The organism is Kitasatospora sp. NPDC001225, assembly GCF_053597855.1.
Genome location: NZ_JBSFJC010000001.1, coordinates 54,163 through 79,933, shown reverse-complemented (window position 1 = coordinate 79,933; position 25,771 = coordinate 54,163). Strand labels below are relative to the sequence as shown.

Below are 25,771 nucleotides of genomic sequence, written 5' to 3'. Positions count from 1 at the left end.
GGGCTCGGGGCTCGGGGCTCGGGGCTCAGGGCTCAGGGCTCAGGGCTCAGGCGAAGACGATCATCGAGCCCTGGGCGACGCTCCTGGTCGCCGCCGCGTACAGGCCCGACCAGGCGTGCCGCTCCCGGGCGAAGGGGTGGACGTCGTCGATCGGCGGCCCGAACGGCTGCTCCAGGCCGGTCGGGCCGAGCGGGCGGGTCGGGTCCGGCGGGTTGAGCGGGTCGATGCCCAGCGCCGGTGCGACGGCCTGGAGTTCGCGCAGCAGCCCGTGGCTGGAGCCGAGCGGACCACCGGAGGCGAGCAGCGTCTCGTCCACCAGCGGCACCGCGAACTCGACCGGCACGTACGCGCCGGCGTGGTCGAAGTGCCAGACCAGGTGCGACTGTTCGGCGCCGCTCTCGAACATCTCCAGCAGCTGCTCGTAGTCGCCGCCGAGCGTGTCGACCGGGGTGATGTCCAGTCCGGTGAGGCCCAACAGGTAGGCGCGGCGCAGGAAGTGCAGCGAGTCGTAGTCGAAGGCGGCTATCGGCTCGACCGCACCGCTGATGCCCGGGACGAACTGGTAGACCGGCACCTCGGGCAGCCCGCGCGAGGCCAGCACCGCGTTGTAGAGCGCGAGGTCGTCCCGGAAGGGGTTGTCGGGACTGTGGCTCAGCACGTCCACCAGCGGGACGAGCCAGAGGTCGCAGGCCATGGCCGGCAGTTCCTCTCCGGAGGCGGGGATCGCCCGCGGAGACGGGGCGACGACGGGGGCTTGGGTCGGTACCCGGACGGCCCGTTGGCGGGGCGCCCGGTCCGACGCCCGCCCACCCTACCGGCCCGGCGCGGCGTGCGGGTCGGACCGTCCCCGCGGGGCCTCCGGGGGCGGCTCGGGCAGCCGCCGGCCGAACCGGCCGTACGGCGTCGCGCGCGGCTGCGGCACCAGGCCGAGGCCCAGGCCCAGTTCACGGCCGAGCTCCCGGCCGACCTCGTCGCTGCGGCGGCTCCGCTCGGCGCGGGCCGCGCCGGGCCCGGCGGCGGACTCGGCGGCCGGCGCAGGCGGGGCCGGCGGCGCGGGCGGCGGCTCGACCGGCACCGCCGGCGGCTCCTCCCCGGCGAACTCGGTGAGCAGCCCGAGGACCGTCACCGACTCCAGCGGCTGTCCGGCCAGCCCGGCCAGCAGCCGGACGGTGTACAGGTTGTACTCGCAGATGATCCGGTGCGCGGCGAGCGGGTCGCGGGCCTCGATCGCCTCGACCAGGTCCGGGTGGCGCTCCCAGCAGACCCCGCCCAGCGCGGGCAGCTCCCGCAGGTAGCGGGCGGCGAACATCCAGGACTGCACCCGCAGCCAGTCCAGGTAGTCGGCGATCCGGCGGTTGCCGAGCAGCGCGCCGACCTCCTGCCAGAACCGGCGGTCGCAGCCCACCATCACGTCCAGGTTCCCGGCCCGGGCGGCCCGCACCGCCGCGTCGGCCCGGCGGTGCAGCGAGGACAGCCGGCTGAGGTCGGGCAGCGCCCGGCGGGCGGTGTACTGGCGGTGGAAGCTGTCGGTGATCAGGACCCGGGACTCGAAGATCTCCAGGAAGTCGTCCCAGCCGAGCTCGGGCACGGTGAAGCCGCGGTGGTGCTCGGCCCGCAGCAGGCCCTGCGCGCCGAGGTCGACCAGGGCCTCGCGGGCCGGGGTCGCGGAGACGCCGTACAGCTCGGCGATCTCCTTGACGGTGAAGTTGCGGCCGGCCGCGAGTCGGCCGGCCATCATCTCCTCGCGCAGCGCGCCGGCGATCTGCTCGCGCAGGCTGTTGCGGTGGATGACGGGACGGGGGGTGTCGCCTGCGCCGTTGTCAGGCATGGGCGCGACCTCCTCGGGCGGGCCGACCGGGCAGGCCCTCGTACGGGCCGGCGGGGAACACGACGAGTGCTCATCTTCTCAAACCCGATCGACCCAGGTACGAACCAACCCTCCGGAACGCCGTCCGCGGCGCCCCGGCGCCGTCCCGACCGCGCCCCGTCCCCCGCTCCCGCCGCCGTGCCGGCCCCCGCTCCGGGCGCCGCTCCGGCTCAGCGCTGGACCGGCGCCGGGATCCCCAGCAGGCGGTCCCGCAGCACCGGGAACTCCTCGCGCGCCTTGGCCACCTCGGCCGGGTCGAACTCGACCGTCAGGACCTCCTCGTCCGCCCCCGCCTCGGCCAGCACCCGGCCCCACGGGTCCACCACGATGCTGTGCCCGGCCTGCTCGACCCCGGCGTGCGTCCCGGCGGTGTTGCAGGCCAGCACGAAGGCCTGCTCCTCCACCGCCCGGGCCCGGGCCAGCAGCGTCCAGTGCTCGCGCCGCCGGGCCGGCCAGGCCGCCGGGACCACCAGCAGCTGCGCGCCGGCGTCCAGCAGCGCCCGGAACAGCTCCGGGAAGCGCAGGTCGTAGCAGGTGGCCAGGCCCAGCGTGGCGAAGTCGGTGGGCGCGGTGACGATCTCCTGCCCGGCGCCCATCACCACCGCCTCGCCGCTGTCGAAGCCGAAGCGGTGGATCTTGCGGTACGTGTGCACCAGCTCGCCGTCCGGGGAGAACAGCAGCGAGGTGTTGTAGATCGGACCGTCCGGATCGCGTTCGACGATCGAACCGGCGTGCAGCCAGACCCCGGCGGCCCGGGCGGCGGCCGACATCACGTCCGAGGTGGGCCCGTCCAGCGTCTCCGCGCCGTCCGACCAGAGGTCGTAGGCGAAGCCGCCGAGCGGCCACAGCTCCGGGAGGACCACCAGGTCGGCACCCTGTTGCGCCCGCACCAGGGCGGCCGCCCGAGCCCTCCGCTCGGCGGGCGGCTCCGCGTCGGAGACCGCGAGTTGGATCAATGAAGCGCGCACAGTACCACCGTCCACGGCAAGAGACCTACGATCGTCACCCGAAAGCGCTGCCCAGCTGTCTCCCGGCAGCGTAACGTGCGGTTAGCGTGTGCGCCGGGAAAGCCGGACCATCCCGGTCGGCCGTGACGGCGGGGCACAGGCGGCAAGGAAGCTGACGGAGGGCCGGAGATTCCCGTGACGGACAACCAGACCGTGCAGGCTTACACCGAGGCGTGGACCCAGACCATCGAGTCCATATCGGAGCTGGTCGCCCCCCTTCCCGAGGGCTCCTGGAACCGGGCCACCGAGTGTCCGGGCTGGTCCGTCCGGGACGTCGTCTCGCACGTGATCGCGGTCGAGTCCGACCTGCTCGGCGACCCCCGCCCGATCCACTCCCTGCCGCGTGACCTCCGTCACGTGACCTCCGAGTTCGCCCGCTACGTCGAACTCCCGGTCGACAAGCGCCGCTGCCACACCGCGCTGGAGATGACCAGCGAGCTGGAGTACACGATCATCCGGCGCTCCCGGGCGCTGCGGAACGCCAAGCAGACGCCCGAGGAGCCGGTGCGCTGGCCGGCCGGGCCGCTGGCCAGGGACGTCCCGTACCACGAGCTGCTGCGGAGGCGGGCCTTCGACGTCTGGGTGCACGAGCAGGACCTGCGCCGGGCCCTGGAGGCCCCGGGCAACCTGGACGCCCCGGCCGCGCTGATCACCCGGGACGTGCTGCTGGAGCTGCTGCCCAAGGCCGTCGCCACCAAGGCCGGGGCCCCGGCCGGAACGGCCCTGGTGCTGGACGTCACCGGCCCGGTGGAGTTCCTGCGCACCGTCCGGGTGGACGCCACCGGCCACTGCACCGTGGACGAGTCGATCAGCCTGGCGCCCGACGTCCAGCTCACCATGGACTGGGAGACCTACCTGCGGCTCGCCTGCGGCCGCGGCCGGCCCGGCCCGGTCTCCGTCGAGGGCGACCAGGAGCTGGCCGAGCGGGTGCTGGCCAACTTCTCGGTCACCATCTGAGGCGGGCCGCCCGGGGCCCGGGGCCGGACGGCCCCGGGCTCAGCCCGCCGGCGCCGCGACCGCCTGCGCCGCGACCGCCTGCGCCGCGACCTTCCGGCGCAGCCGCAGGACCATCGCCGTGCCCACCGCCAGCGGGACGTACTGCCAGCAGAACGCCCAGCGGAAGGCGTCGGCCGAGTACCCGACGGCCCCGTCCGGGGAGAGCGCGTCCAGCAGCACGCCGATGCCGAACAGGGTGATCATCGTGCCGATGAAGCCGCCCATGTTGACGATCCCGGAGGCGGTGCCGAGCCGCTCCGCGGGGTTGCGGGCGCGCGCGTAGTCGAGGCCGACCAGCGAGGCCGGGCCGTTGCTGCCCATCACCAGGATGATCCCGACCAGCAGCCAGGTCGGCGGGTGGCCGCCGGGCCAGGCCAGCACCAGCGCCCAGCCGAGCGCGGTGGTCACGACGACGGTCAGCACGATCGGCATCCGGGCCCGCGCCGAGGCGGAGAGCAGCCGGCCGAACAGGAAGCCGAAGCTCATGTTGCTGAGCACCAGCAGGGTCAGCAGCCCGCCGGCCCCCGCCCGGGACATGCCCTGCGCCTGCACCAGGTAGGGCAGGCCCCAGAGCAGGCCGAAGGCGTTGCCAGGGAACTGGGTGGTGAAGTGGATCCAGAGCCCGAGCCGGGTGCCCGGCTCCCGCCAGCAGGCGAGGACCTGCTGGCCGACCTTCGGCCGCGCCCCGGTCGCCCCGCCCCTCCCGGCCTCCCCGGGCCGTACGGCGGCCTCCTGCGGGGGCGTGTCCTTGAGGAAGAGCGCGACCAGCGCGAACACCGCCACGCCCAGCAGCGCGATCGCGGTGAAGGTGGGCGTCCAGCCCTCGCTGTGCAGCGCCTGGGCGAGCACCACGGTGGTGACCAGGTTGCCGCCCATCCCGGCCAGGCCGGTCAGCTGGGCGACGAACGGGTTCCGGGCCGCCGGGAACCACCGGGCGGCGATCCGCAGCACGCTGATGAAGGTCATCGCGTCGCCGCAGCCGAGCACCGCGCGGGAGGCCAGCGCGGGGCCGAAGGAGGAGCTGAACGCGAAGGCCAGCTGGCCGGCGCTCAGCAGCAGGACGCCCAGCAGCAGCACCCGGCGCGGCCCGAACCGGTCGACCAGCAGGCCGACCGGTATCTGCATGGCCGCGTAGACCAGCACCTGGAGGATCGAGAAGGTGGAGAGCGCCGAGGCGCCGATGCCGAAGCGGTCGGCGGCGTCCAGTCCGGCCACGCCGAGGCTGGTGCGGTGGATGACGGCCAGGATGTAGACGCTGACGCCGACGGACCAGGCCAGCCAGGCCGCGCGGCCGCCGGGCGGCTCGAATACGGGTCCGGGCACCGGCGCTGACGCCGGCGCGGGGCCGGCCGGGGGCCCGGCGGCGGGTCGGGGAGCGGGGACGGACGGGGACGGGGCTGGACGGGCGGGCTCCACGGTCATAGTCCGACCAGATTAGTCATCCCATGATTGGACGCCCAGATCCGGGGCGCGCACCGCGCCTCAGCCGGTCAGCGTCCAGGACACCGAGCGGGTCATGTGGCGCTCCCGGAAGGCCTCGTCCCGCACCCAGTCGGTGGTGTCCTTGACGGTCGCCGTCACGGTGGCCGTCCGGCCCGGGGCCAGCTCCAGCGGGGCGGTGTCCAGCCAGGAGCCGTCGGGGGACTGCGGCGTCACCGGGACGCCGTTCACCTTCCACTCCACCTTCAGCTGCCGCGGACCGGTCAGCGGCAGCGGCCGGACGTCGAGCCGGGGCCGCCCGGACACCTCGCCGGGGGCCGGCACCGGGGCGTCGGTCGGCCGGACCCTGCGGTACAGCTCCTCGATGATCGCCTCGCGCGAGGGCAGGTTGTACGCGCTGCCGAGGGTGCGCATCACCGAGTCCGGGGTGGGCCGGTAGAGGCCGTTGGCGCTGCGGTACGCCCCGACCACCCCGGCCCCGTCCGGGGACTCGGCGCCCAGCCAGCGCCACCACTTGGTCTGCTTCCTGCGCATGTCGTCGGCGTTGAGGGTGGCGAGGTTCGGGTAGTCGGCGTCCTCCGGGGCGCTGTCGTACTCGTCGCCGAGGTCCCCCACGGTGTGCCCGATCTCGTGCTGGATGATCCGCCCGGCGTCCGGGCTGCCGCCCGCCAGGGTGGTCACCCCGGTGCCGCCGGCGCCGCCGTACTCGGTGGAGTTGGCCAGGGCTATCAGGTACTGCGGCCCGGCGCCGCCCCCCGCGTACCGGGCGGTGGCGGCCTCGTCGGCGCAGAGCAGCCGGGCGGTGCCCTCGCACCAGAAGTGCATGCCGAGCGGGGTGGCGGTCTTGCGGCCGCGGCTCTCGGACTCCGCTATCCCGGAGACCGGGGAGACCACCTCGACCCGTCTGATGTTGAAGAAGCCCTGGTAGGTGCGGAAGGGCTCGATGTCCATCAGCGCGTGCCAGGCCTTGTCGGCCTGCTGCCGGAAGAGCTCCTGCTCGCCGGCCGTGTAGCCGTCGCCGAGCAGCACCAGGGTGATCCGGTTGGCCGGGTCCCCGGTGCGGCGTATGTCGACGGTGGGGGCGGCCGCGGGTATCCGCTGGTCGGCCTGGAGGGCCGCGTGCGGCGGCACCGCGCGGTCGGCGGCGGCCCCCGGCCCGATCACGCCGAACGGCGAGGGGCCGACCAGCTCCAGGGCGCCCGGGAGGGCGGCGGCGGACACCAGCACGAGTGCGGCCAGACTCCGGACGAGACGGCCAGGGTTGCCAGGCGGCATACGGGTGCGTCCTCCGGGTTCCGGTCACCCGGCGTCGCCCGGGTGGTGGAGCGGAGACGTACCCGGGCGGCCGGGACTCCCCTATCCGGCCGCGAAAAAGTCACCGACCTGGCCGAACGATCCGTACTTTCCGGATCATTCAGGTCATACCAACCATCACTCGGACGGTCTCCGAGGCCCGCCGAAGAACTCCGAAAAATTCTCGGAACCCATCTGCAACCCCTGACGGGGATGCGCGTCTATACGGATGAAGGCACGGAGAGCGAGACCGGCGGAGCCGGGGGGCGCTTCCGCTCGTGAAGCAGCGGGGCCGGTCGTCTTCGCCCACACACACCGTCAGACCCATGACCCTGGGGAGTCACGTCATGCGCACGTCCGTTATCACCCGTTTTGCGAAGAACGACCGCGCCTTCTCCGGCCGCCGCCGCATCGCCACCGTCGCCGCCACCGTCGTCCTCGCCGGCGGCGTCCAGTTCCTCGCCACCGACACCGCCTGGGCCTGCGGGGACCACCGGCTCAACGGCGCGTACGAGGCTCCGGCCAACGTGCCCGGACTGTCCCCGGACACCGCCATCGTCTCCGCCAAGTCCTCCGTGGTGGCGGACGGCAGCTGGAACGAGGTCTCCGTCAAGGTCACCAACAAGGCCGCCGAGGACGCCCACGGCATGGAGCCCTTCCTCGGCATCCACACCCCGGGCTCGGGCGCCGCGGCCCGCCTCAAGGACGTCAAGATCCAGTACGAGGACTACACCGGCGCCTGGAAGAACCTCCAGCTGCTCGACGGCTGCTCCCGCGTCGTCGACATCACCGGCTCCCAGCGCCAGCGGATGGCCGCCAACAGCTCGGCGACCTTCAAGTTCCGCTACTCGCTGGCCGCCGGCACCCCGGCCGGCGTGACCACGATCGACCTGCTGGCCTCGACCGAGATGGCCGGCTCCCAGGGCCCGGGCGACTCGGGCTTCAAGACGGTCAAGGTGACCCACCCCCAGGACACCGCCGACACCAAGCCGACCACCCCGGCCAAGCCCGCGCCCACCAAGGACACCAAGCCGGCCCCGGCCAAGCCCGCCGCCGAGCAGACCAAGGACACCGCCCCGGCCCCGGCCCCGAAGCCGACCACCCCCTCCGCCGCCCCGGCCACCACCGCCCCCGCCGGCACCCCCGAACTCGCCCAGACCGGCTCCTCCTCCACCAACACCTTCCTCGCCGCCTCCTCCGCCCTCCTCCTCGCCCTCGGAGCGGGTGCCCTGGTCGCCGTGCGCCGCCTCCGCCGCCAGCACTGACCTGCGATCGTCGGCACCGAGCGGGCCCCGGCGCCGACGGTCGAAAGATTCTCGAAACCCGCCTGCAACCCCCGGCGGGGATGCACGTCCATACAGATGAAGGCACGGAGAGCGAGACCGGCAGAGCCGGGGGGCGCTTCCGCTCGTGAAGCAGCGGAGCCGGTCGTCTTCGCACACACACCACCAGCACGACGACTTTGGGGAGTCACGTCATGCGCACGTCCGTTATCACCCGTTTCGCGAAGAACGACCGCGCCTTCTCCGGCCGCCGCCGCATCGCCACCCTCGCCGCCACCGTCGTCCTCGCCGGCGGCGTCCAGCTCCTCACCACCGACACCGCCTGGGCCGCCGGGAACGGCGGCACCGCCGCCGCCGGCGCGCCCACCGCGACCGCTCGGCAGGCCACCGCGGACCACCACGGGTCGTACAAGGCCGGGTTCCACATGACCCCGGACGGCCAGACCATCATCGCGGGCGGCCCCAAGGTCGAGATCGGCGTCGCCGTCACCAACTTCACCGGCGCTCCCTACCAGAACGTCTCCGCGATGCTCGCGCTGTTCAACCCGAACTCCGGCACCGGCCTGCGGATCGAGGACCTGACGGTCGAGGTCGCCTCCGCGGGAGGCTGGAAGCCGGTCAAGCTGCGGCACTACGGCGACTCGACGCTGTTCACCGTCGAGTCCCCGGCGACGACCACCCCGCGCCTGGAGGACGGCCGGGCCGCGAACTTCATGTTCCGGGTGGGGCTCTCCGCGAAGGCGCCCAAGGACCTGACCGAGCTCGGGGTCGGCACCATCGCCAAGGCCCCCGGGTTCCCGGCCGACGGCACCGGCGACGCCAACCACACCTTCCAGGTAGCACGGTCCACCGCCCCCGGCACCAAGCCGACCACCCCGGCCAAGCCCAAGCCCACCCCCACCAAGGACGCCAAGCCGGCCCCGGCCAAGCCCGCCGCCGAGCAGACCAAGGACACCGCCGCGGCCGCCCCGGCCCCGAAGCCGACCACGCCCTCCGCCGCCCCGGCCACCACCGCCCCCGCCGGCACCCCCGAACTCGCCCAGACCGGCTCCTCCTCCACCAACACCTTCCTCGCCGCCTCCTCCGCCCTCCTCCTCGCCCTCGGAGCGGGCGTCCTGATCGCCGTCCGTCGACTCCGTCCCCAGCGCTAGTCGAACGGGCGGTCACACCGAAGGGGCCCTCCTCCGCACGGCGGTGCGGAGGAGGGCCCCTTCTTCGGTGCTACCGGGCTGTCAGCCCCAGGTGATCAGGCGCTTCGGGCGCTCCAGCAGCGCGGCCACGTCGGCCAGCACCTTGGAGCCCAGCTCCCCGTCCACCAGGCGGTGGTCGAAGGAGAGCGCGAGCGTGGTCACCTGACGCGGGACCACCTTGCCCTTGTGCACCCACGGCAGTTCCCGGACCGCGCCGAAGGCCAGGATGGCGGCCTCGCCCGGGTTGAGGATCGGGGTGCCGGTGTCGACGCCGAAGACGCCGACGTTGGTGATGGTGATCGTCCCGCCCTGCATGTCGGCCGGCGAGGTCTTGCCCTGACGAGCGGTCTCGACCAGCTCGCCGAGCGACGTGGCCAGCCCCGAGAGGGTCCTGGAGCCGGCGTCCTTGATGTTCGGGACGATCAGGCCGCGCGGGGTGGCCGCGGCGATGCCGAGGTTCACCTGGCCCTTGAGGACGATCTCCTGGGCCGCCTCGTCCCACTGGGCGTTGATCCCGGGGTGCCGCTTGATCGCGGTGAGCAGCGCCTTGGCGACGATCAGCAGCGGGCTGACCCGGACGTCCCGGCCCAGCTCGCCGCTCTCCTTGAGCCGGCGGACGAACTTCATCGTGCGGGTCACGTCGACCTGCACGAACTCGGTGACGTGCGGGGCGGTGAAGGCCGAGGCCACCATCGCCTGCGCGGTCGCCTTGCGGACGCCCTTGATCGGCACCCGGACGTCGCCCGCGCCGGACACCGGCGCCTGCGGCGCGGCCGGCTCGGCCACGGCGGTCTCGGCCACCGGCGCCACCGGGGCCGCCGGAGCGGCCTGGGCGGCGGCGTGGGCGTGTACGTCCTCGCGGGTGATCACGCCGTCCCGGCCGGTCGGGGTGACCGCGCGCAGGTCGACGCCGAGGTCCTTGGCCAGCTTGCGCACCGGCGGCTTGGCCAACGGCCGCTCCCCGGACGGTACTTCGGCGACCGGGGCCGGGGCCGCGGGCGCCGGTGCGGCGACCGGGGCCGGGGCGGCGGCCGGAGCCGGCCTGGTCGCGGCGACCTTGGTGGTGGTCGTCCGCCGGGCCCGGCGCTGGCTGCCGCCGGTGCGCGGGCCGTACCCGACCAGCACCTCGCGCCGCTCGGGCTCGGGCTCCTCGGCGGGAGCCGGAACCGGCGCCTGGGCCGGCGCCGCGGCGGGGGCGGCCGGAGCCGCGGCACCCGCCTCCCCGGCGACCGCGATCGAGATGATCACGGTGCCGACGTCGACCGTCGCGCCCTCGGGGAAGTGCAGCGTCTCGACCACCCCGTTGAACGGGATGGGCAGCTCCACGGCCGCCTTGGCGGTCTCCACCTCGCAGACGACCTGCCCGTCGGTGACGGTGTCACCGGGCTTGACGTACCAGCTGAGGATCTCGGCCTCGGTGAGGCCCTCGCCCACATCGGGCATCTTGAACTCGCGGAGCGAGCGAACTTCGGTGGTCATCTTCGCTCCCCGGAGTCAGTACGCGAGCGCGCGGTCGACGGCGTCGAGCACGCGGTCCAGGTCGGGGAGGAAGGCCTCCTCGACCCGGGACGGCGGGTACGGCGCGTGGTAGCCGCCGACCCGCAGCACGGGTGCCTCCAGGTGGTAGAAGCACTTCTCGGTGAGCCGGGCGGCCAGTTCGGCGCCCATGCCCAGGAAGACCGGTGCCTCGTGCACCACGACGGCCCGACCGGTGCGCTTGACCGACGCCTCCAGGGCGGCGAAGTCCACCGGGGAGAGCGAGCGCAGGTCGACGACCTCCAGCCGGCGGCCGTCCTCCTCGGCGGCCGCGGCGGCCTCCAGGCAGACCTTGACCATCGGCCCGTACGCGATCAGCGTCAGGTCGGTGCCGGGCCGGACGACCCGGGCCTCGTGCAGGCCCAGGTCGGCGGCGTCGCCGACCTCGCCCTTGTCCCAGTAGCGGCGCTTGGGCTCCAGGAAGACGACCGGGTCGTCGGACTCGATCGACTGCCGCAGCATCCAGTGCGCGTCGTGCGCGCTGGACGGGGTGACCACGCGCAGACCGGCGGTGTGCGCGAAGTACGCCTCGTGCGACTCGCTGTGGTGCTCGACCGCGCCGATGCCGCCCGCGTAGGGGATGCGGATGGTGACCGGCATCTTGACGTGCCCGAGCGCGCGGGCGTGCATCTTCGCCAGCTGGGAGACGATCTGGTCGAAGGCCGGGTAGACGAAGCCGTCGAACTGGATCTCCACCACCGGGCGGTAGCCGCGCAGCGCCAGGCCGATCGCGGTGCCGACGATGCCGGACTCGGCCAGCGGGGAGTCGATCACCCGGTCCTCGCCGAAGTCCTTCTGCAGGCCGTCGGTGATCCGGAAGACGCCGCCGAGCTTGCCGATGTCCTCGCCCATGAGGAGGGTCTTCGGGTCGTTCTCCAGCGACTTGCGCAGCGCTCCGTTCAGCGCCTTGGCGATGCTCAGCTGACCGGCCATCAGTGGGTCTCCCCCGCCTCGAAGGAGGCCGCGTACTCGACGTACTCGGCCCGTTCCTCATCGACCAGCGTGTGCGGCTCGCTGTACACGTGGTCGAAGATCAGGGTCGGGTCCGGGTCCGGCATGCCGCGCACGCCCTCGCGCACCCGCAGCCCCAGCTGCTCGCTCTCGGCGTCGACGGCGGCGAAGAACTCCTCGTCGGCCAGGCCCTCCTTCTCCAGGTGGGCGCGGAGCCGGGAGATCGGGTCCTTGGCCTTCCAGGCCTCGGTCTCCTCGGTGTGCCGGTAGCGGGTGGGGTCGTCGGAGGTGGTGTGGGCGCCCATCCGGTAGGTGAACGCCTCGATCAGCACCGGGCCGTTGCCGTTGCGGGCGTGGTCGAGCGCCCAGCGGGTGACCGCGAGGCAGGCCAGCACGTCGTTGCCGTCGACCCGCACGCCGGGGAAGCCGAAGCCGGAGGCGCGGCGGTACAGCGGGATCTTGGTCTGGGTGGTGGTGGGCTCGGAGATCGCCCACTGGTTGTTCTGGCAGAAGAAGACCACCGGCGCGTTGTAGACCGAGGCGAAGGTGAAGGCCTCGTTGACGTCGCCCTGGCTGGAGGCGCCGTCGCCGAAGTACGCGATGACCGCGTCGTCGGCGCCGTCCTTGGTGATGCCCATCGCGTACCCGGTGGCGTGCAGGGTCTGCGCGCCGATCACGATGGTGTACAGGTGGAAGTTCTTCTCGTTCGGGTCCCAGCCGCCGTGGTTCACGCCGCGGAACATGCCGAGCAGGTTCAGCGGGTCGACGTCGCGGCACCAGGCCACGCCGTGCTCGCGATAGGTGGGGAAGGCGTAGTCCCCGGGGCGCATGGCGCGGCCGGAGCCGACCTGGGCGGCCTCCTGGCCGAGCAGCGAGGCCCACAGGCCCAGCTCGCCCTGGCGCTGGAGCGCGGTGGCCTCGCCGTCGAACCGGCGCACCAGCACCAGGTCGCGGTAGAGGGCGCGCAGCTCCTCGGGAGTGGTGGTGAGGGGGTAGTCCGGGTGCTCGACCCGCTCGCCTTCCGGCGTGAGCAGCTGGACGAGCTCCGGCTGGGCGTCCTTGCCCGTGGCGCGGAGGGTGTCAGGGACGCCGGGGGCCGCCTTCTTGCGGGCCCTCGCCGTGCTTTTGACGGTCACGTTCACTCCTCGGTCTGTCCGGCCGCCCGGGGTCGCCGGTGACCGGTCCGGTCACCGCCTCGCGGGGCGCGCGTGGGTGTGCGCTCCCACTGCGGGGCAGGTGGTGATCCTGTTCCGACGGCGTCCCTCACGAGAACGTTACCCAGCGTCCGCCCTCGACGCGCTTGCGCTAGGACGTCCTACTTGTTCAGGGCCTACAACCCCGAGGGTGCCGCGTTCGGCTCGCCGTCGGAAGGGTGGGGGTGACGGTCGGCGTGACGCAGCTCTCAATTCGAGCGCCTTCAGGACACCAGCGCACGTTATCCGGGCAGACGCCCGTACGTAAGGGGGTTCTCGGTATCGGTTTCGGACGGCTGTGGCCGGATCGCGTTGGTATGGAGGTCCGGGCGATAGGTCTTTCGTACGGTGTTATGGGAGGCTTTGGACGTGACTGATAACGGACAAATCAGGGTATTCCTGCTCGACGATCACGAGGTCGTCCGGCGGGGCGTGCACGATCTGCTCTCGGTCGAGGACGACATCGAGGTCGTCGGCGAGGCCGGCACGGCCGCCGAGGCGCTCACCCGGATCCCCGCGGTCCACCCGGACGTGGCGGTGCTCGACGTCCGGCTGCCGGACGGCAACGGGGTCGAGGTCTGCCGCGAGATCCGGTCCAAGCTGCCGGAGATCAAGTGCCTGATGCTCACCTCGTTCTCGGACGACGAGGCGCTGTTCGACTCGATCATGGCCGGCGCCTCCGGCTACGTGCTGAAGGCGATCCGCGGCACCGACCTGATCACCGCCGTCCGGGACGTCGCGGCCGGCCGCTCGCTGCTCGACCCGGTCGCCACCAGCAGGGTGCTCGCCCGGCTGCGCGACGGCGGGGAGAAGGAGGACGAACGGCTCGCCCAACTCACCAAGCAGGAACGGCGGATCCTCGATCTGATCGGCGAAGGTATGACAAATCGTCAGATCGGCAACGAGTTGCACCTGGCGGAGAAGACGGTGAAGAACTACGTCTCCAGTCTGCTCGCCAAGATGGGAATGGAGCGGCGCACCCAGGCGGCCGCCTTCGTGGCGCGGCACCAGGCCGACCACCAGTACTGATCCGGCCCTTCACAGAACTGACGGTTTGTCAAGGGCCCCCACAAGGGGGCCATAACCTCTGCACGTGACTTTCAGCCAGACCCTTGCCTGCGCACCGGCCCGCCCCGATCTCTCCGCACCACCGATGGGGACCCTCAGTCCCCCCGTCCCGGGGGGTGCGCTCGCCGAGGTCCTGGCCCGCTACCGGGTCGGACGGCCGCTGACCACCGAACCCGTCGCCGAGGGCCTGTTGAACCGGGGGTACCTGGTCACCACCGAGGCCGGTCCGTACTTCCTGAAGTGCTACGTCGACTCCGCCACCGCCAGCCGTCCGAAGATCCTCGCCCACCACCGCGCGATGGCCGCGCTGAACACCCTCGGCCTGCCCGTTGTACCCCCGCTGGCCTGCGCCGAACGGTCCGGCACGGTGGCCGCCTGGGGCGGCCGGCTGTTCGCCCTGTTCCCCTGGGTCGAGGGCCGGCACCGGCACGGCGACGAGCTCGACCCGTCGCAGTGCGACGCGCTCGGCACGCTGCTCGGCCGGCTGCACGGCGCGCTCGACGACGTCTGCGCCCCCCTCGAACAACCCGCCGGGTACCGGAGCGCCGACCCCGTCGACAGCGCCGCACTCGCCCGCGACCTGCGGCGCCGCGCCCGGGAGCACCAGCCGGCCGGGGAGTTGGACGCCCTCGTGGTGGAACGGCTCACGGAACGGCTGGAACTGCTCGCCGAGCACGCCCACCGCCGCCCCGCCCCGGAGGCCGCGCCGCCCACCGGCTGGACCCACGGCGACTTCCACGGCCTCAACCTGCTGTACGAGGACGACCCTCGGGGCGGCCGGGTGGCGGCCGTCCTGGACTGGGACAAGCTCGGCCCGCAGCCACGCGCCGAGGAGGCGGTCCGGGCCGCCACGCTGCTCTTCAACGACCGCTCGTCCGGCGCCCTCGACCTGGTCCGGGTCCGCCGCTACTCCCAGGCCTACCGGGCCTCCGGGGCGGCCACCGCCGAGCACCTGGCCGCCGCCGTCCACCGGGTCTGGTGGGAGCGGCTGAACGACTTCTGGATGCTGCAGTGGCGCTACCAGCGGGCCGACCACCGGGCCGACCCGCTCTACCCCGCCTCCGCGGGCCAGCTGGCGTGGTGGTGCCAGGAGTACGAGCAGGTCCTGGACGCCTTCGCCAACTGACCCGCCGCCGACCGGGTCAGGGGGTCGGCGGCACGACCGGGATGGACGGCTTCGGGTCCGTCGGCGGCTTCGGCGACCCGGTGCCGGGGCCCGCGGTCTGCGGCGGCGCCGTCGTGGCCGGCGCCGTCGTCGCGGGCGCCGTCCCGGTCGGCGTGTGGCTGGCCGTCCCGGTCGGCGTCGGGGTCGGGGTGTGCTTGCCCGTGTTCGGCGACGGCGACATGTTGTTGCCGCTGTTCCCGTTGTTGTTCCCGTTGTTGTTGCCGGGGTCGGTCGGCTGCTGCGGCTTCTTGCTGCCGGAGGCCGAGGCCGGCGGGGTCGCCAGGCCGCTCTGGGACGGGGGCGCGGTCGTCTCGGTACTGGTGGCCGCCGGGGGCTGCGGCGAGATGTCCGAGTGGCCGGCGGGCTCGCTGCCGCTGAGCGCGAACGCGATGCCCGCACCGGCCGCGACAAGCACGGCGATCGCGCCGGCCACCCAGGCCCAGGGCCCGCGCCGCCGGCCGGGGCCCTCGTCGTCCCCGCCCGCACCGGCACCGCCGCCGTACGGGCCGCCGGCCGCCGGGTAGGGCGAGGAGGGGGTGTGCGGGCCGCCCGTCGAGTACGGCAGCACGGAGGTCTGGTCGGCCGGGCCCACCGCGCCGAAGGCCGCGGTGGCCGCGGCCTGGTCCGGCCGGAGCACCTGGGTCGCGCCGGTGTCGACCGCGGCCCCGCCGGCCCAGGCGGCCCCGCCCGCGCCGTGCATCTCGCGCAGCGCGTGCTGCACGTGGGCGCGGAACTCGTCGGCGTCCTGGAAGCGGTCGTCCGGGTTCTTGGCGAGCGAGCGCAGCACCAGCGCGTCGAGGCCGGCCGGCACCCGGCCGTTGGCCTGCGAGGGCGGCACCGGCGGGTCCTGGACGTGCTGGTAGACCACCGACAGCGGGGTGTCGCCGGTGAACGGCGGTCGCACCGTGAGCAGTTCGTAGAGCATGCAGCCGGCCGCGTACAGGTCCGAGCGGTGGTCGACCGGCTTGCCGAGCGCCTGCTCGGGCGAGAGGTACTGCGGGGTGCCCATGACCATGCCGGTCTGGGTCATCGTGGTGGCACCGCCGGTCAGCGCCCGGGCGATGCCGAAGTCCATCACCTTGACCGCGCCGGCGTTGGTGATGCTCACGTTGGCGGGCTTGATGTCGCGGTGGACGATGCCGCTGCGGTGGCTGTAGGCGAGCGCCTCCAGCACCCCGGCGATGATGATCAGCGCCTGGTCGACCGGCGGCGCCTCCTCGTCCGCCAGCAGCTCGCGGACGGTGCGGCCCTCGACCAGCTCCATCACGATGTACGGCGTGGACTCGTCCCCGTCGTACTCCTCGCCGGTGTCGTAGACCGCGACGATCGAGTGGTGGTTGAGCGCCGCGACGGCGTGTGCCTCGCGGGTGAAGCGCAGCCGGGCGACGTCGTCCTGGGCCAGCTCGCCGCGCAGCAGCTTGACCGCGACGGTGCGGCCGAGCCGCACGTCCTCGGCGGCGAACACCTCGGCCATGCCGCCGCGCCCGAGCCGGTAGGTCAGCCGGTAACGGCCGTCCCCGACGGTGCTCAGCGGCACGGCGGTGCCACGGCCCGGGGTGTGCGGGCCGCCCGTGGCGACCGGCGGCAGCGCCGAGGTCGGGGCCTCGCCGCCGGGCTCGGGAATCCTCGGGGTTCCGCCGGTCCGGCCGACCGCCCGGACACCCGCGTCGTCGTCCGGCTGCTGCGTCTGTGCCATCGCTCCTCGCCCCGGGCGTTCGCTCGGATCGCGGTGCCCTGTCGCTTACGTATCCCCGAACGCTACCGCCTCCGGCGGACGACCGTGGTACCCCCGAACCTGCCGGAAACCGTCAGAGCAGGCCATTCCGGTCGGCCGGGAGGTCGAGGACCAGCACGTCGGCGGGACGGTCCGCGTGGCTGAACTTGCCGCCCGTCTTCTCGTCCGCCTTGTTGACCACGATCGCGATGATGATGCCCGCGAGCACCAGCACGCCGACGATGATCCCGATCACGACCACGGCCGTCGAGCAGCCGCCGCCGCTGGTGGGCGCCTTCGGCTGCTGGTACGGCGGCATCGGCTGCGGCATCGGCTGCGGCGGCGGGGTGTGCGCCCCCTGCTGGAGGTACTGCGGGTGCGGGGTGTGCGGGGCCTGCGGCCGCGGGGTCTGGTAGGCGGGCGGCGGGGTCTGGTACTGCTGCCCGCCCTGCTGGAGGTACTGCGGGTGCGGGGTGTGCGGGGCCTGCGGCTGCGGCGTCTGGTAGGCGGGCGGCGGCGTCCGGTACTGCTGGGCCCCCTGCTGGAGGTACTGCGGCTGGGGCGTCTGCGGGGCCTGCGGAGCGGCGTGCACCGAGCGCGGGCCCTCGTTGATCACCAGCGGGGTGCTGGCCTGCAGCCGGTGCCCGTTGTCGCCGCCCTTGGCGGCCGCGATCAGCCGCTCCGCCTCGTCCCGCATCGCCGCCGCGCTCTGGAACCGGTGCGCCGGGTCCTTGCGCAGCGCCTGGGCGACGAAGGCGTCCACCTCGGGCGTGATCGAGCGGTTGAGGGTGGAGGGGGCCGGCGGCTCCTCCTGGACGTGCTTGTAGGCGATCGAGAACGCCGAGTCCCCGTCGAAGACCAGCTGCCCGGTGATCATCTCGAAGAGCATCACGCCGACCGAGTAGAGGTCGGAGCGGGCGTCCACCGGCTTGCCGAGCGCCTGCTCGGGCGAGAGGTACTGCGGGGTGCCGACCACCATGCCGGTCTGCGTCATCGACGTGACGCCGGATTCCAGCGCACGGGCGATGCCGAAGTCCATGACCTTGACGTTGCCCTTGCGGTCGAACATGACGTTGCCGGGCTTGATGTCGCGGTGCACCAGGCCCATGTCGTGCGAGGCCTCCAGCGCGTTCAGCACGCCGACGGTGACCTTCAGGGCCTCCTCGGCCGGCATCGCGCCGTACTGGCCGACCGCCTCGTTGATCGCCTCGCGCAGGCCGTTGCCGTCGATCAGCTGCATCACGATGTACGGCGTGCTGGAGCCGTCCGGGGCGATGTCCTCGCCGCTGTCGTACACGGTGACGATGTTCGGGTGCTCCAGCCGGGCCACCGCCTGGGCCTCGCGGCGGAACCGCTCCTTGAACGAGTCGTCCCGGCCCAGCTCGCTGTGCATGCTCTTCAGCGCGACCTGCCGGTCCAGCACGCGGTCGTGGGCGAGGTGCACGGAGGCCATGCCGCCCTCGCCCAGCAGCCGCTGCAGCACATAGCGGCCGTTGCCCAGGGAGAAGCCCTCGACCGCCGCGTTGCCGTGCTCGCTCATGGTCCTCTGCTCCCCCTCGGCGCGGCCGTGCTCGCCGCAACCTGACGTTCGGTCTCGTCCGTGCGTGGTGGGCCCGGCCCGCTGGCCTGGCGGGCCCCTGCCGCGGCGGTTCCACCGGCCGGCGACAGGGGCCAGGGTATCGGCTCGCGCCGACGGTGATCGGTCCAGGGCCGGGGCCGGTCCCGGCCCCGGGCCGCCCGGCCCGGCGGCCCGGGGCCGGGGAGGATCGTCGTGGTACGTCCGGTCCGACCGCGGTCCGGGCGGCCCGGAGGCGCCTACCGGCGGGTACCGCCGGGTGCGGCTACAGGTAGGGGCCGGAGCGGATGCCGCGGCCCTGGCCCGGCTCGTCCTCGTCCGGCTCGCCGCTGTGCAGCCCGGGCGGCAGCGCCCGCCGCATCTGCTCCAGCTGCGCCCGCGCCGCCATCTGCTGCGCGAACAGGGCGGTCTGGATGCCGTGGAACAGGCCCTCCAGCCAGCCGACCAGCTGGGCCTGGGCGATCCGCAGCTCGGCCTCGGTCGGGATGGTGTCGTCGGTGAACGGCAGCGACAGCCGCTCCAGCTCGGCGACCAGCTCCGGGGCCAGCCCCAGTTCGAGCTCCTTGATCGAGCTCGCGTGGATGTCCTTCAGCCGGACCCGGCTCGCCTCGTCGAGAGGCGCCGCCCGGACCTCCTCCAACAGCTGCTTGATCATGCTGCCGATGCGCATGACCTTGGCGGGCTGCTCGACCATCTCGGTCACCGGGAGCTCGCGCGGCACGTCGCCCTCGTCGTCCCCGTCCCCAGCCGCACCGGCGAACCCCTGGCCCACGGGCAGCCCGTCCGGTCCGACGATCAGCACCTTCTGGCCGTCCTGCGACTGCCCGCCGCCGGCCCGGAAGGGCTCCTGCGACGGGCGCTCGTTCATCGGATTCGTCATGAACAACATTCTCTCTCACTGGGGTTGGTCGGGCGGAAGCCCCCGGTCGTCCCGCCGTCCTGCGCCACCCGTGACGACGCTACGCCTCCGGACGCCCTGCGGGAATCCGTACGGATACTCAGTTCCCGCACCCGGTCCGCCGACCGGCCACCGGCGGCTCGGCGATGGCACCCCGGCCCCGCGCACGGCGGTCCGCCGCTCCGTGGCCGCCGAAACCCCGGGCCCGCTCCGGGCGCGGCGCGCCCCGCCGGGCCCCCAGCCCTTGCGCTACCGCAGCCCCGGCCCTGGGGGCTCAGTCCTTGCGCAGCCGCAGGCCGACCAGTCCCAGGCCGCAGCCGATCAGGCCCAGGCCGACGCCCAGCGGGAGCTGGGTGGTGGAGGCGTCCTGCCAGCGGGCGGGGAAGAGCGCGGGCACCCCGGCCACGGCCGCGACCGGCTGTCCGGCGACCGCCTCGGCCGTGTTCGCCGCGGCCGGGTCCGGGACGGCGGCCGCGCCGGGGGCCTCGGCCTCCGCGGCGTCCCCGTCGGCCTCCGGCTGCTCGGCCCCGACGGCCTGGTCCGGGGCCTCTTCCGGGGTCTGCTCGGCAGCCTGGTCGGGAGCCTGCTCGATGGCCTGGTCGGCGGCCTGGTCCGGCAGCTGCTCCGGCACCTGCTCGGGGGCCTGCTCCACGGCGGCGTCGGAGCGCTCGGGCAGCGAGGCCAGGTGGTGCCGGTGGGCCTGCGGGGCGTTTCCGGCCGGGTGCGGACGCGGCAGCGGTCGCCGCGGCGGCGCCGCCACCGGCCCGGGGACGCCCGGTTCGTCGTCGGCTTCGTCGTCCTGCTCGGCGGCCGGCCCACCGCCCGGCTCGGCACGCGTCCCCGCGTCCGGCGAGGGATACGCCGCCGGCAGGGGGAGCGCCCCCGGCGAGGGCAGCGCCACCGCCGCCGAGGCGGCGGCCAGCGGGAGCGTGAGCCCCAGCACGGCCGCCGCGAACAGCCGCTGGGCGCGGCCCGGAGAACGGCGGGACGGACGACGGTGGTGCGGCGCGACGGGCAGCGGCCCGAGGGATGCGTGCGGAGATGCGGCCACGGTCGGAGTCCTTCCGACGGCCGACGGCGCCCGGGGGCGGGATCGGCGGCGGGACTGCTCCGGACCAGATTCGCACGCGCCCGCCGTTACGGCATTTCGGGCAATTCACACCCGTCCGGCCGCCGCCCCGCCACCGGGGTCCCCCGTGCTCAGGCCCGCAGCACGACCTTCCCGACCTGCTCCCCGCGCTCCAGCACCCGGTGCGCCTCGGCCACCTCGGCCAGCGGCAGCACCCTGTCCACCACCGGCTTCACCACCCCGGACTCGACCAGCGGCCACACGTGCTCCCGCACCGCCGCCACGATCGCCGCCTTCTCCGCCAGCGGCCGCCCGCGCAGGTTGGTGGCGATCACCGCCCCGCGCTTGCGCAGCAGCGTGTTGAGGTCGAGCTCGCCCTTCACCCCGCCCTGGAGTCCGATGATCACCAGCCGCCCGTTGACCGCCAGCGCGTCCACGTTCCGCTGGAGGTACTTGGCGCCCATGATGTCCAGGATCACGTCCGCCCCGGCCCCGTCGGTGGCCTCCCGGAGCACCTCGACGAAGTCCTGCTCGCGGTAGTCGATCAGGATGTCCGCGCCCAGCTCGGCGCAGCGCGCCAGCTTCTCCGGGCCGCCCGCGGTGACCGCGACCCGGGCGCCGACCGCCTTGGCCAGCTGGATCGCCATCGTCCCGATCCCGCTCGCGCCGCCGTGCAGCAGCACCGTCTCGCCGGGCCGCAGGTGCGCGGTGAGGAAGACGTTGGACCAGACCGTGCAGGCGACCTCGGGCAGTGCCGCGGCCTGCTCGGCGGACAGCCCCGCGGGCAGCGGCAGCAGCTGCCCGGTCGGCACCGCGACCCGCTGCGCGTAGCCGCCGCCGGCCAGCAGCGCGCACACCTCGTCGCCGACCGCCCAGCCGGCCACCCCGGGCCCGAGCGCGACGATCCGCCCGGCGCACTCCAGCCCCGGGTAGGGCGGGGCGCCGGGCGGCGGGTTGTAGAAGCCCTGCCGCTGGAGCAGGTCGGCGCGGTTGACGGCGGTGGCCGCCACCTCGACCAGGACCTCGCCCTCGGCGGGGACCGGGTCGGGCACCTCGGCCCAGACCAGTGCCTCGGGACCGCCGGGTACGGGAATCGTCATCGCATGCATGCCCCGAACCTACTGCGGGCGGGGGCGGTTCCACGGCGCGGCTCAACCGGTCGGCGCGGCTCGACCCGTGGGCGACGCTCGACCCGCCCGTGGGCGCGGCTCAGCCCGTCGGCGCGGCCGCGCTGGACTTGATGACGATCACCCGGTCGGTGAGCTGGAGCACGGCGGCCTCCGGCTCGGTGTAGTTGAGCACCCGTCGGCCCCGGACCACCGCGACCACCAGGTCCGCGCACTCGCGCGGGCTGTGCCCGGCCTCGGCCCGGGTGACCGGGCGCTCCACCACGTCCAGCCCGTTGCCGTACGTCAGCAGGTCCTCCATCACCGCCCCGGCGTGCGGGCTGAGCATCGACAGCCCGAGCAGCCGCCCGGCCGAACTGGAGCTGGTCACCACGACGTCGGCGCCGCTCTGCCGCAGCAGCGGCGCGTTCTCGTCCTCCCGTACGGCGGCGACCACGGTGGCGGCCTTGTTCAACTGGCGGGCCGTCAGCGTGATCAGCACGGCGGTGTCGTCCCGCTCCGGCGCGACCACCACCCGCGCGGCGGTGGGCAGCCCGGCGCGCACCAGGGTGTCGGTGCGGGTGGCGTCGCCGACCACCCCGACCAGGCCGTGCTGGGCGGCGGCGTCGACCACCTTGCGCTGCGGGTCGACGACGACGATCTCCTCCTTCTTCACCCCCTGCCCGATCAGGGTGTCGACGGCGCTGCGGCCCTTCGTCCCGTAGCCGATGACGACGGTGTGCTCGCGCACGGTGGACCTCCAGCGGTTCAACCGCCATTGCAGGCGGGTCCGTTCGGTGAGCACCTCCAGGGTGGTGCCGACCAGGATGATCAGGAACACCACGCGCAGCGGGGTGATCACGAAGATGTTGGTGAGCCGGGCGCCGTCGCTGAACGGGGTGATGTCGCCGTACCCGGTGGTGGAGAGCGTCACGGTGGCGTAGTACGCCGCGTCCAGGAAGCTCAGCCCGCCGCCGGCGTTGTCGTTGTAGCCGTCCCGGTCGAAGTAGACGATGAACGTGGTGGCGACCAGGACGGCGAGCGCCAGCAGCAGCCGGGAGCCGACCTGCCGCACGGCGGGCTCGGCCCGTCGGGCGGGCAGCACGATCCCGGCGTCCGCCCACGGCTCGGTGCCGGGCGCGAGGTTGCGTCGGATCCGGCTCATGCGCCCACCCCGGCCGCCCCCGCGCCGGACGCGCGGCTCTTGACGGTTCCCTCGTTCACGGCACCTCCAGCAGTTCGACCGTCTCCCCCGCCGCCGCCCCGCCGGGCGGCACCACGGCGAGCGCCTCGGCCCTGGCCAGCCCGCGCAGCATCGCCGGGCCGTCGAAGGCCAGCGGCAGGACGCCCTCGGCGGTCCGCCGGACCGGCTGGAGCCGGGTGTCCGTCCGGTGCCCGGCCAGCGGGGCCGCGGCCGGGGCGAGGGCGGGCGGGCCGACGGTCCGTCCGCTGCGGGCGTGCAGCAGCGGCAGGACGAGGGTGACCATCCCGGCGACGGCGGCCAGCGGGTTGCCCGGCAGGCCCACCAGGTGGCGGCCACCGGGGAGTTCGGCCAGCAGCATGGGGTGCCCCGGCCGGACGGCGACGCCGTCCACCAGCAGTCGGGCGCCGGCCTCGGCGAGCGCCCGGTGCAGGAAGTCGACCGGTCCGGCGGCCGTTCCGCCGGTGGTGACCACCAGATCGGCGGTGGAGTGCCGCAGCGCGTCCCGGAGCAGCCCGAAGTCGTCCCGGACGTACCCGACCTCGGGCGTCCCGGCGCCGGCGGCCCGCAGCCAGGGCGGCAGCAGCGGCCCGAGCGCGTCCCGGACCAGGCCCGACCCGGGCACCCCGGAGGTGAGCAACTCGTCCCCCAGGACGAGTAGTCGGACCTCCGGACGGCGGCGGACCGGCAGCCGGTCGTGGCCGCAGGCGGCGGCCAGGCCGAGCACGGCCGGCCCGACCGGGGTGCCGGCCGGCAGCAACTCCTCGCCCAGGCGGCACTCCTGGCCGCGCGGGCGGACGTCCTGGCCGGTGGTCAGCGGCCGCGGGCCGCGGTCGTGCAGCAGCGCGGCGTCCGTCCACCCGTGCTCACGGCGCAGTACGGCGGTGGCGCCGGGCGGCAGTTGGGCGCCGGTGGCGATCTCCACGGCGGTGCCGTCGGCCAGCGGCGCCGGCTCGGCCCGTCCGGCCAGCACCCGGCCGGCGACCCGCCACGGGCCGGGACCGGCGACCGCCCAGCCGTCCATCGCGGAGGTGTCGAAGGCGGGCAGGTCGGTCAGCGCGCCGAGCGGCTCGGCGAGGGTGCGGCCGAGCGCCTCGGCCAGCGGGACGGGGACCCCGGGCAGCGGGCGCAGCCCGGCCCGGCGCGCGGTCTCCCGGGCGCCGGGCCAGCTCAGCACGCCGGGACCGGTGGACGGTGCGGCCACGGTCGGCTGTCCGACCGCGCTCACGACTCGCCCGGCCGGTCGGCGGGGCCCCAGCCCTCGGCGAGGGCCTCGGTCCGCCGGGCCGCCTCGGCGACGGCCGCCGCCCCGCCGCCCCGCTGGGCGGCCGCGTAGCCGATCAGGAAGGCGGTCAGCGGCGCGGCCGGCCGGGCCACCCCGTGCGCGACCACCCGGGCCGTGTCGAGCAGACCGTGGACGTCGACGTCCAGGTCGATGCCCAGGTCGGCCTTGACCTCGGCGATCCAGTCATCCAGCGTGCGCTCCATGCGCCCATGCTGCCTGATCGGTGGTTTCCCGAAGTGTTCGCCCCGTGTGCGGGGCGCGTCGTTTCGCTCACACGTCGGTGGCCGGGGCGGTGCGCCTCAGGTCCGGTCGCGCTCGCGGGCCTGCTCCAGGTCCTCCCAGGTGTCGCAGTCGTAGGCGACGTTGTCGGTGTCGGCCACCCGCAGCCGGGGCAGTCCGCCGACCAGGCGGCGCAGCGGCTGGTCGGCGGGATCGCCGAGGGCGGCCAGCGCGGCGCGCAGCGGGGCGGTGCGGTAGGCGGCGGCGAGCGGCTGGTCGCGGCCGCCCGCGTCGACCAGCACGGCGGCGTCCCCGTGCGCCCCGGCCCGGTCGAGGGCGGCGACCAGCCGGTCCACCGTCCGCCGGTCCAGGAAGGGCAGGTCGGCGGCGAGCAGCAGCACGGTGTCCGCGGTGACCAGGTCGAGCCCGGCCGCGACGGCGGCGACCGGCCCGCCGCCGGGCGGCCGCTCCCTGGTCCAGTGGACGCCACCGCGCGCGGTCGGCCGGACCGGGCCGACCACGACGGTGGTGCGGGCGCCCGCGCAGGCGGCGAGCACCCGGTCGAGCAGGGTGGTCCCGCCGACCGTCAGCCCGGGCTTGTCGGCCCCGCCGAGGCGCCGGGCGGCCCCGCCCGCCGGGACGATCACGTCGTACGGCGTCATGCGGCCAGTATCCGCCCTACGCCTGCTCGGGTCCGCCGTCCTCCTCGGACTCCCGGTCCTCCCCCGCTGCCTCGGCCCCGGCCGCGCGGGCGGTGTTGGCCGCCGCGCCCAGCTGCAGGAAGGACGGCAGGGTCAGCTCCCCGTACCGCTCGTTCATCGCCGTGACCAGCGCCTCCGGGTCGTCCGGGTGCTCGGCCAGCAGCCGGTCGAAGTCCTGGAGGTACTCGCCGGTGAAGGCCAGCACCCGGGCGGCGTCGTCGCCCTGGTCCGGGGCCCGGTGGCCGGCGATCACCCGGTCCGCGCCGAGGTCGGCGATCCGGCCGAGGTTGTGCCCCCAGGTGGTGCGCTGGGCCGGGGTGGTGTCGGCGGTCCAGACGTGGGTGCCGTTGTGGACGAAGTCCCCGGCGATCACGGTGCGGATGCTCGGCACGTGGACGACCGTGGAGTCCCCGCAGTCGGCCTGGCCGAGCAGCAGCACGGGGATCACCTGGCGGTCCAGCATCAGCGGCTGCGGCAGCAGCGGGGCGGGGATCAGCGGGTGGTCCGGGATGTCGTCGCCGTACACCGGCTTCCACTGCGCGACCTTGGCGGCGACGGTGCGCCGGATGCCCTCGACCACGGCTGGGGCGGCCAGCAGCTGCGCGTCGGGGAAGAGCCGCAGCACCTCCTCGGCGCCGAAGTAGTGGTCCGGGTGCTGGTGGGTGACGACGACGGCGAGCAGGCGTCTGCCCTTGCCGGCGACCCACTCGGCCAGCTCGCGCCCGGCGCTGCGGGTCAGCTGGGCGTCCACCAGGATCGCGGTCCGCTCGCCGAGGATCAGTGTCGAGGTGGCGAAGAAGGCCGACTCGGGGCCGGTGAAGACGGCGACCTCCAGCGGCCGGGCCGGCTGCCCGGGCTCGGGCGGCACCGCGCCCGCGGCCGGCCGGGCCTGGGCACGCTCCGCGCCGGCGCTCTCCTCGGACGGGGACGTCGTCACGGGCTGCTCCCTCTGGTCGGCGGTCGGATTCCCTGCGCCCTACAGCATGGGAGCACCGACGGCCGATTGCGCGGAA

General features: G+C 74.4%; 21 protein-coding genes and 1 pseudogene. 5 read left to right on the top strand and 17 right to left on the bottom strand.

The window, feature by feature from the left end:
* Window positions 1–46: 46 nt before the first annotated feature.
* The 3 genes from ACWDCZ_RS00335 to ACWDCZ_RS00325 all read right to left on the bottom strand — a co-directional run bounded on the left by ACWDCZ_RS00335 (window position 47) and on the right by ACWDCZ_RS00325 (window position 2,835).
* Window positions 47–694 (bottom strand): hypothetical protein, encoded by a 648-nt coding sequence (locus ACWDCZ_RS00335; protein ID WP_049659440.1) that lies wholly within the window; start codon window positions 692–694, stop codon window positions 47–49.
* A gap of 117 nt (window positions 695–811) precedes the next feature.
* Entirely contained in the window at window positions 812–1,828 is a 1,017-nt protein-coding gene (locus ACWDCZ_RS00330) for a GntR family transcriptional regulator (protein WP_449814817.1), read from the bottom strand.
* A gap of 209 nt (window positions 1,829–2,037) precedes the next feature.
* Window positions 2,038–2,835: a carbon-nitrogen family hydrolase gene (locus ACWDCZ_RS00325; RefSeq protein WP_049656341.1), complete on the bottom strand. Its 798-nt coding sequence runs from the start codon at window positions 2,833–2,835 to the stop codon at window positions 2,038–2,040.
* A gap of 174 nt (window positions 2,836–3,009) precedes the next feature.
* Between ACWDCZ_RS00325 and ACWDCZ_RS00320 the strand changes: the two genes are divergently transcribed.
* Entirely contained in the window at window positions 3,010–3,831 is an 822-nt protein-coding gene (locus ACWDCZ_RS00320; protein WP_049656343.1) for a maleylpyruvate isomerase family mycothiol-dependent enzyme, read from the top strand.
* A gap of 39 nt (window positions 3,832–3,870) precedes the next feature.
* On the opposite strand, the gene ACWDCZ_RS00315 is transcribed toward ACWDCZ_RS00320, so the two are convergent.
* Both ACWDCZ_RS00315 and ACWDCZ_RS00310 read right to left on the bottom strand, forming a co-directional pair.
* A complete protein-coding gene (locus tag ACWDCZ_RS00315) occupies window positions 3,871–5,292 on the bottom strand; it encodes an MFS transporter (protein WP_449814816.1) in 1,422 nt (473 codons plus the stop codon).
* Between the two features lie 60 nt (window positions 5,293–5,352).
* Entirely contained in the window at window positions 5,353–6,585 is a 1,233-nt protein-coding gene (locus ACWDCZ_RS00310; protein WP_079271989.1) for a M64 family metallopeptidase, read from the bottom strand.
* Between the two features lie 365 nt (window positions 6,586–6,950).
* Here ACWDCZ_RS00310 and ACWDCZ_RS00305 point away from each other — a divergent pair, with 365 nt between their 5' ends.
* A complete protein-coding gene (locus ACWDCZ_RS00305) occupies window positions 6,951–7,868 on the top strand; it encodes an LAETG motif-containing sortase-dependent surface protein (protein ID WP_449814815.1) in 918 nt (305 codons plus the stop codon).
* Window positions 7,869–8,080: 212 nt separating this feature from the next.
* On the top strand, window positions 8,081–9,037 hold the full coding sequence (locus ACWDCZ_RS00300; protein ID WP_449814814.1) for an LAETG motif-containing sortase-dependent surface protein: 957 nt from the start codon (window positions 8,081–8,083) through the stop codon (window positions 9,035–9,037).
* An 81-nt stretch (window positions 9,038–9,118) separates the two neighbouring features.
* On the opposite strand, the gene ACWDCZ_RS00295 is transcribed toward ACWDCZ_RS00300, so the two are convergent.
* Genes ACWDCZ_RS00295 through pdhA form a run of 3 tightly spaced genes read right to left on the bottom strand, consistent with a single transcriptional unit; the run spans window position 9,119 to window position 12,699 of the window.
* Complete coding sequence (locus ACWDCZ_RS00295; protein WP_387829748.1) at window positions 9,119–10,555, bottom strand: dihydrolipoamide acetyltransferase family protein; 1,437 nt, start codon at window positions 10,553–10,555, stop codon at window positions 9,119–9,121.
* 15 nt (window positions 10,556–10,570) lie between these two features.
* Complete coding sequence (locus ACWDCZ_RS00290) at window positions 10,571–11,545, bottom strand: alpha-ketoacid dehydrogenase subunit beta (RefSeq protein WP_049658928.1); 975 nt, start codon at window positions 11,543–11,545, stop codon at window positions 10,571–10,573.
* Window positions 11,545–12,699 (bottom strand): pyruvate dehydrogenase (acetyl-transferring) E1 component subunit alpha, encoded by a 1,155-nt coding sequence (pdhA, locus tag ACWDCZ_RS00285; protein WP_049658931.1) that lies wholly within the window; start codon window positions 12,697–12,699, stop codon window positions 11,545–11,547. The genes ACWDCZ_RS00290 and pdhA overlap by 1 nt, the downstream gene beginning before the upstream one ends.
* Before the next feature lie 426 nt (window positions 12,700–13,125).
* Between pdhA and ACWDCZ_RS00280 the strand changes: the two genes are divergently transcribed.
* Both ACWDCZ_RS00280 and ACWDCZ_RS00275 read left to right on the top strand, forming a co-directional pair.
* On the top strand, window positions 13,126–13,785 hold the full coding sequence (locus tag ACWDCZ_RS00280; RefSeq protein WP_074001879.1) for a response regulator: 660 nt from the start codon (window positions 13,126–13,128) through the stop codon (window positions 13,783–13,785).
* A gap of 64 nt (window positions 13,786–13,849) precedes the next feature.
* Window positions 13,850–14,950 carry a phosphotransferase gene (locus ACWDCZ_RS00275; RefSeq protein WP_449814813.1) on the top strand — a complete coding sequence of 367 codons (1,101 nt, stop codon included), beginning with the start codon at window positions 13,850–13,852 and terminating at the stop codon, window positions 14,948–14,950.
* Between the two features lie 16 nt (window positions 14,951–14,966).
* Here ACWDCZ_RS00275 and ACWDCZ_RS00270 read toward each other — a convergent pair whose 3' ends face one another.
* The 9 genes and pseudogenes from ACWDCZ_RS00270 to ACWDCZ_RS00230 form a co-directional block, all read right to left on the bottom strand.
* The gene (locus ACWDCZ_RS00270) at window positions 14,967–16,685 is read right to left on the bottom strand and encodes a protein kinase domain-containing protein (RefSeq protein ID WP_449814812.1); all 1,719 of its coding nucleotides are present in this window, start codon (window positions 16,683–16,685) and stop codon (window positions 14,967–14,969) included.
* A 112-nt stretch (window positions 16,686–16,797) separates the two neighbouring features.
* Window positions 16,798–18,243, bottom strand: a complete 1,446-nt coding sequence (locus ACWDCZ_RS00265) for a protein kinase domain-containing protein (RefSeq protein WP_074001882.1) — start codon at window positions 18,241–18,243, stop codon at window positions 16,798–16,800.
* 301 nt (window positions 18,244–18,544) lie between these two features.
* Window positions 18,545–19,159, bottom strand: coding sequence for a bacterial proteasome activator family protein (locus ACWDCZ_RS00260; protein WP_198959330.1), 615 nt, complete (start codon window positions 19,157–19,159; stop codon window positions 18,545–18,547).
* A 292-nt stretch (window positions 19,160–19,451) separates the two neighbouring features.
* Window positions 19,452–20,228: a hypothetical protein gene (locus ACWDCZ_RS00255; protein ID WP_449814811.1), complete on the bottom strand. Its 777-nt coding sequence runs from the start codon at window positions 20,226–20,228 to the stop codon at window positions 19,452–19,454.
* A gap of 149 nt (window positions 20,229–20,377) precedes the next feature.
* Complete coding sequence (locus ACWDCZ_RS00250; protein WP_049659602.1) at window positions 20,378–21,355, bottom strand: NAD(P)H-quinone oxidoreductase; 978 nt, start codon at window positions 21,353–21,355, stop codon at window positions 20,378–20,380.
* A 100-nt stretch (window positions 21,356–21,455) separates the two neighbouring features.
* Window positions 21,456–22,517, bottom strand: coding sequence for a potassium channel family protein (locus ACWDCZ_RS00245; protein WP_449814810.1), 1,062 nt, complete (start codon window positions 22,515–22,517; stop codon window positions 21,456–21,458).
* 55 nt (window positions 22,518–22,572) lie between these two features.
* Complete coding sequence (locus ACWDCZ_RS00240) at window positions 22,573–23,757, bottom strand: molybdopterin molybdotransferase MoeA (RefSeq protein ID WP_449814809.1); 1,185 nt, start codon at window positions 23,755–23,757, stop codon at window positions 22,573–22,575.
* Window positions 23,758–23,777: 20 nt separating this feature from the next.
* Window positions 23,778–24,719 (bottom strand): annotated as a pseudogene (locus tag ACWDCZ_RS00235) (NTP transferase domain-containing protein).
* A 16-nt stretch (window positions 24,720–24,735) separates the two neighbouring features.
* The gene (locus ACWDCZ_RS00230) at window positions 24,736–25,695 is read right to left on the bottom strand and encodes an MBL fold metallo-hydrolase (protein ID WP_049651104.1); all 960 of its coding nucleotides are present in this window, start codon (window positions 25,693–25,695) and stop codon (window positions 24,736–24,738) included.
* Between the last annotated feature and the right edge of the window lie 76 nt (window positions 25,696–25,771).

Bases quoted from the DNA above. Each gene is read 5' to 3' on its own strand.
- ACWDCZ_RS00335 (WP_049659440.1), bottom strand. From the start codon at position 694: ATGGCCTGCGACCTCTGGCTCGTCCCGCTGGTGGACGTGCTGAGCCAC.
- ACWDCZ_RS00330 (WP_449814817.1), bottom strand. From the start codon at position 1,828: ATGCCTGACAACGGCGCAGGCGACACCCCCCGTCCCGTCATCCACCGC.
- ACWDCZ_RS00315 (WP_449814816.1), bottom strand. From the start codon at position 5,292: ATGACCGTGGAGCCCGCCCGTCCAGCCCCGTCCCCGTCCGTCCCCGCT.
- ACWDCZ_RS00310 (WP_079271989.1), bottom strand. From the start codon at position 6,585: ATGCCGCCTGGCAACCCTGGCCGTCTCGTCCGGAGTCTGGCCGCACTC.
- ACWDCZ_RS00305 (WP_449814815.1), top strand. From the start codon at position 6,951: ATGCGCACGTCCGTTATCACCCGTTTTGCGAAGAACGACCGCGCCTTC.
- ACWDCZ_RS00300 (WP_449814814.1), top strand. From the start codon at position 8,081: ATGCGCACGTCCGTTATCACCCGTTTCGCGAAGAACGACCGCGCCTTC.
- ACWDCZ_RS00295 (WP_387829748.1), bottom strand. From the start codon at position 10,555: ATGACCACCGAAGTTCGCTCGCTCCGCGAGTTCAAGATGCCCGATGTG.
- ACWDCZ_RS00290 (WP_049658928.1), bottom strand. From the start codon at position 11,545: ATGGCCGGTCAGCTGAGCATCGCCAAGGCGCTGAACGGAGCGCTGCGC.
- ACWDCZ_RS00270 (WP_449814812.1), bottom strand. From the start codon at position 16,685: ATGGCACAGACGCAGCAGCCGGACGACGACGCGGGTGTCCGGGCGGTC.
- ACWDCZ_RS00265 (WP_074001882.1), bottom strand. From the start codon at position 18,243: ATGAGCGAGCACGGCAACGCGGCGGTCGAGGGCTTCTCCCTGGGCAAC.
- ACWDCZ_RS00260 (WP_198959330.1), bottom strand. From the start codon at position 19,159: ATGACGAATCCGATGAACGAGCGCCCGTCGCAGGAGCCCTTCCGGGCC.
- ACWDCZ_RS00250 (WP_049659602.1), bottom strand. From the start codon at position 21,355: ATGCATGCGATGACGATTCCCGTACCCGGCGGTCCCGAGGCACTGGTC.
- ACWDCZ_RS00245 (WP_449814810.1), bottom strand. From the start codon at position 22,517: ATGAGCCGGATCCGACGCAACCTCGCGCCCGGCACCGAGCCGTGGGCG.